Below are 4,743 nucleotides of genomic sequence, written 5' to 3'. Positions count from 1 at the left end.
GGCCTGCCGGAATCGACCTTTGCGGCGTTCCGCATCGCGCTCGAGGTTCGTCAGGAGGCCGGCTTCGTCGATACGGCCGGCAATGCCGCGCGGCTGCGGCGGCGGATGGTCGAACGCGTGCTGACCCATTGCGCAAGCGACCGCGGCGCCGCCGAACCGCTGCTGATCCTGCTGCGGCGCTTCGCAACCGAATCGGCGCGGGAAGAGGCGCGCGTGTTCTGCGACGAACTAATCGCGGAAGAGGCGATCGCGCCGCGCGGTCATCAGCTGATAGCGGCCTGATCGAGCCTGGTATGATCGCGCACGATCGCGTTGACGTGATGCGCGATCAGTTCGGCAGGCCGTGTGTCGAGATCGGGCGCATGCGCGATGAGCCGGCCCAGGAAAACGCAGGGCGTTCGGCCGCAACCGTGGCGGAAGGGTCGCCGAAGGTGGCGGCATCGCCCTCGATGTGGCGGGCGGCGCGAAACGGCTCGTCGCTGGCCGAGGCCGTTTTTTGAAGCGAATGGCTCCGGTTCGCGTCGGGAAAACCCGCAAGACAGCGAGCGCTCATCCGCGGTTCGAAGCGTATCAGGCGCGCCACGCCGCGATTTTGTGCGATATTGTGGCCGGGAGACGCGCGAAGGGCGCCTCATGCCGCCGATCGTCTGTGCACCGCCTGGGGCTTGAGCCCTCGCTGCCCTGTTGCTATTTTACAGATCGACCGGGAAGGTACGAAGATGAGCAATAAGGCCAAAATGCTGACCGAGCAGGCACGCGCTCTGCCCCCGCAGGACCGTATCGCGCTGGTTGAGGACGTGCTTGACAGCCTAGACCGTGCCGATCCCGACATCGATCAACTCTGGGCGCGGGAGGCGAGCGATCGACTGGCGGCCTACCGGCGCGGTGAGCTTGCCGCCAGGGACCTGCGCGACATCATCGCCAAATACCGGCGGTGACGGTCCGGTTTCTTGAGATCGCCGAGATCGAACTCGATCAAGCGATCCACTGGTACGGAGCGCAGGCGCCTGGCCTGGACAACGCGTTTCTGATTGAGGTCCTATCAGCGGCAGACCGCATCGCGCGCTTGCCTGAGGCTTGGCATCTGCTCGAAGAAGGTATTCGCCGCTGCCGTCTCAGTCGGTTCCCGTACGGGCTGATCTACACCGTCGACAACGGCGACATCCTCGTGTTGGCGGTCGCGCACTTGCATCGCCGGCCGGACTATTGGCGCGATAGGCTGAAGAGATGACCCGCCCGCCCGGGGGCAGAGGCGCGAATGGCCCACTCTTGGCACGTCGCGTCTGTCTTGAGATTGCCCGGCATGGCCGCCATTGAAGGATACCCTCACCACGCCGCGAAATCGGGAAGATAGCTGCCCACGAACGTAGTGCAAAATCGGACGACGTCGCGGGCATTGCCGATTGGAGCGTGTGGCGGGCTGTGGCATCATAGCGCCCCGGCGAAGCAATAGTGCCCATCTTCATCGGCCGTGGCGCGCCAGTCTACGCTAAAACGCGACGGCCCCTTCTGGCGGCGTCGATTTGCGCGCCGCGTCCGCCTGCACCGCTACGATGCTATGACGTCGGCGTGGGCCCGTCGCCGGCATGCCGCGCCAGCATGGCCTCCATCACGGTTTTCAGGGCATGCGTGTCGGTCGTGATGATCTCCCAGAGGATGGCATCGTCCACGCGAAAGTACTCGTGACGGATACGGTTGCCGATAGCTTTGATCTGGCCCCAAGGCTCGGTTGGAAAGTCGGCGAGCCAGTCGTCGGGAATACGCCGCACGGCCTCCGATATAGTCTGGATCGCATAGGCCGCCGCACGGCGAACGATCGGATCGTTGCGGAAGGCATGCAACGTCGTGCGTGCCTCGATCTCGTGCAAAACCGCGATCTCGGCGAGGCAATCGCGAATGGCAATCGTCGGGTCCTTCGGCACTACGAAACCTGGATGGCGTCTCGCTGGATGCTTTCCTTCATCAGTGGGTGAAGGGCGTTCCGCGTCGTGATGGTCACCGGGATGCCCAGAGCCTTCGAAATGTCCTCCTCGATTTGCATGAGGCGCAACATGTTCGGGACTTTCGCCTCCGGGTCGTAGTCGATGAAGAGGTCAAGGTCACTGTCGGGTCGCGGCATACCAATAGCCCGGGAGCCGAACATGAATAGCCCGGTCGCGCCGTTCTCGCGGAGGGCGGCGTCGTACGTCCTCAAGACTCCGATCAGTGCGGCTTGGTTCATGGGGCCGGATAGTGGCACAGTTCGCCCGGAAAGACGAGCCTTCCGGTTCCGGGTCACCAACGGTAGCCGTCCGCCACGATCGAAGCAGGGACGGCGGTTGCGGCAAGTTGTTGGCGCCTGCAGCCGTCCCACGGCTAACGGATCATAGCGCCACGGCGAAGCAATAGTGCCCATCTTCATCGGCCGTGGCGCGCCAACGACGCTTCTACGCCAGAGCGCGCCGGCGTATCCAAATTTACGCCGGCATTTGCAGCGATGCTGCAGAAAGCTCTATTCGATGCTCTCGTCTGGAACAGATGGGACGTGGCGCCAAAGGTCCATTCTGTCGTGGAGGCTGCGCACGATTTCGATCGTGCTCTTCGGCGCGATCCGGTACATCAGGAAATGGCTTCCCCGACGGCCGCGCCGCGCAACGCCGAGCGTGCGAAGGCCTGCCATGATCTCGTCGCGGGCCTTGGAGCCCGCAACATTCGGACCGTCGGCAAGTTCGCCAATCGACTGAACAAAGGTGTACCGATAGACGCGAGATTGTCGCGCGCCAAAATTCTCCGTGGTCCATTTGAGGATGTTGGCAAAGTCGACTTCCGCAGCAGCGCCGAGACGAACGCGCCATCTCTGCTCGGCCATCGGGGTCTGTTCGCCGGTTCCGGAGATGAACTTCTTCGAGAGATCATTCAAGTAGGCTTGCAGCTCATCGATATTTCCAAATTCCTTGAAGTCTCCCCGATCCAGCGCCGCGACACCGGCGCGAGCCGCTGCCCGCAGGGCTTTCAAAGCGGCGCCGGGTCGCGCGAGCGGGCAGGGAGAACACCCGGCGCCGCGCAAAGGCGTAGTACCGCAGGGTGGGCAAAGCGAAGCGTGCCCCCCTTCGCGATCACGATGTCGACGGGACTTCAGACCCATTTGCTCTCCGCCAAATCGCGGCACGCGACCCGCGGACCGCACTGCGGCCGGCATGTCCGGTATCGCGGATTGCTGACCGGACAGGGGACATGGCAGTATCGAGGTGAATGAGCCGAAGTGGACTATCGAGGCTGACAAGCGCCATCGCGGCGGATAGGTTCTCCACACCCCACTCTCGTGCCCCAGGGATCTGAGAGACGGCGACATGGATATCCGCGCTCCCGATCAGCGATACAATCCTTACTGCATCTTTTCGCGAGAGCAGTGGGCCGCACTGCGCAACGAGATGCCAATGACGCTGGAGCCCGGCGAGTTCTCGCAGCTACGTTCGATATACGACCACCTCGATCTCAAGGAAGTCGAGGATATCTATCTGCCGCTCTCGCGCCTGTTGTCGATCCATGTCGATGCCACGCAGCGGCTCTATTACGCGCAGCGCCAATTTCTCGGCGTCCGCGACCGCAAGGTGCCCTACATCATCGGTATCGCCGGCTCGGCTTCTGTGGGCAAGTCGACCACCGCGCGCGTTTTGCAGGCGCTGCTCGCACGATGGTCGCCCCGGCCCAAAGTCGATCTGGTGACAACGGATGGCTTTCTCCATCCCAAGGCGGTGCTGGAGCGCGAAGGGCTGATGCAGAAGAAGGGATTTCCGGAGAGCTATGATCGGGCGCGGTTGTTGTCGTTCCTGAGCGAAATCAAAGCCGGACGAAGCCCGGTGCGGGCTCCGGTCTATTCGCATGTAACCTACGACATCATACCAGACCGATGGGTCGAAGTTGATCGGCCGGACATTCTGATCGTCGAGGGCATCAACGTGCTGCAGACCGGACGGCTGCCGCGCGACGGCAAGGCTGTGCCGGTGGTGTCGGACTTCTTCGATTTCTCCGTCTATATCGACGCCGACGAACCGGTGTTGCGGCAATGGTACATCAAGCGCTTTCTTGCTTTGCGAGACACTGCCTTTCACGATCCCCAGTCATATTTCCGTCGCTACGCGCTTTTGTCCGATGACGAAGCCATCGCCACCGCGCTCGCAATTTGGGAACGCACCAACCTCGCCAATCTCAGGGACAACATCCTGCCGACACGGCCGCGCGCGACGCTGATCCTCACCAAGGGCGCCGATCACGCCATCGAGAGGGTGGCGCTGCGACGGCTTTAGCCGAGCGTACTGACCGTCTCCACATCTCGGGATCGCCGCCACGCGAGAGCCGGATCACTTCCGAATCTGTCGATAGCAGACATAGCAAAAGCGGCGTGATTGACCGGAGGCCGAACCGAACTTGACGCTAGGCCTCAAGGCGAAACGATATATCCCGTTAGCGGCGTGAGGGGTTCGTCGGATACGGAACCCAATCGTCCGGATTAGGCACCATGCGGAGCTTGCACGGCTTCGAACATCGCGACGCGAGCGGCCATCGTCTGGGTTCGTCGAAGCCCATTCAGGTTAGGATCCCACCGCCTACAAGAATGTGTGTTTTTTCCGAGCTTGTAATACTGGCCTCGAAGTTGCACCATTGGTACCTAGACGAGCGATTTCGAAGTTCGAATCATATCAGGCGTCGCGATGCAGTCTATTCCCCCCTCCCTCCGCGCGCGTAGCGCGTGGTGGGGAGGGG

At 62.3% G+C, this 4,743-nt stretch carries 7 protein-coding genes and 1 pseudogene; 6 read left to right on the top strand and 2 right to left on the bottom strand.

Features of this window, described 5'->3' with window-relative positions:
* From WCB02_RS03460 to WCB02_RS03445, 4 genes and pseudogenes are all read left to right on the top strand, one after another.
* Window positions 1-282: pseudogene (locus WCB02_RS03460) on the top strand (DUF2336 domain-containing protein); the annotation flags it as partial.
* An 11-nt stretch (window positions 283-293) separates the two neighbouring features.
* Window positions 294-500, top strand: a complete 207-nt coding sequence (locus WCB02_RS03455; RefSeq protein WP_423956413.1) for a hypothetical protein — start codon at window positions 294-296, stop codon at window positions 498-500.
* Window positions 501-719: 219 nt separating this feature from the next.
* Entirely contained in the window at window positions 720-938 is a 219-nt protein-coding gene (locus tag WCB02_RS03450) for an addiction module protein (protein WP_423956411.1), read from the top strand.
* The gene (locus WCB02_RS03445; RefSeq protein ID WP_423956408.1) at window positions 935-1,231 is read left to right on the top strand and encodes a type II toxin-antitoxin system RelE/ParE family toxin; all 297 of its coding nucleotides are present in this window, start codon (window positions 935-937) and stop codon (window positions 1,229-1,231) included. Before WCB02_RS03450 ends, WCB02_RS03445 begins: the two co-directional genes overlap by 4 nt.
* A gap of 325 nt (window positions 1,232-1,556) precedes the next feature.
* On the opposite strand, the gene WCB02_RS03440 is transcribed toward WCB02_RS03445, so the two are convergent.
* Together WCB02_RS03440 and WCB02_RS03435 are read right to left on the bottom strand one after the other, a co-directional pair.
* Entirely contained in the window at window positions 1,557-1,922 is a 366-nt protein-coding gene (locus WCB02_RS03440; RefSeq protein WP_423956406.1) for a DUF86 domain-containing protein, read from the bottom strand.
* Entirely contained in the window at window positions 1,922-2,221 is a 300-nt protein-coding gene (locus tag WCB02_RS03435; protein WP_423956404.1) for a nucleotidyltransferase family protein, read from the bottom strand. Before WCB02_RS03435 ends, WCB02_RS03440 begins: the two co-directional genes overlap by 1 nt.
* Before the next feature lie 255 nt (window positions 2,222-2,476).
* On the opposite strand from WCB02_RS03435, the gene WCB02_RS03430 reads away from it, so the two are divergent.
* Complete coding sequence (locus WCB02_RS03430) at window positions 2,477-3,235, top strand: hypothetical protein (protein WP_423956402.1); 759 nt, start codon at window positions 2,477-2,479, stop codon at window positions 3,233-3,235.
* 94 nt (window positions 3,236-3,329) lie between these two features.
* Window positions 3,330-4,286, top strand: a complete 957-nt coding sequence (gene coaA, locus WCB02_RS03425; RefSeq protein ID WP_423956400.1) for a type I pantothenate kinase — start codon at window positions 3,330-3,332, stop codon at window positions 4,284-4,286.
* Window positions 4,287-4,743 lie beyond the last annotated feature (457 nt).

It is taken from the genome of Bradyrhizobium sp. (assembly GCF_049581145.1).
Lineage (GTDB): Bacteria > Pseudomonadota > Alphaproteobacteria > Rhizobiales > Xanthobacteraceae > Bradyrhizobium.
This window is presented reverse-complemented; position numbering and strand designations above follow the sequence as displayed.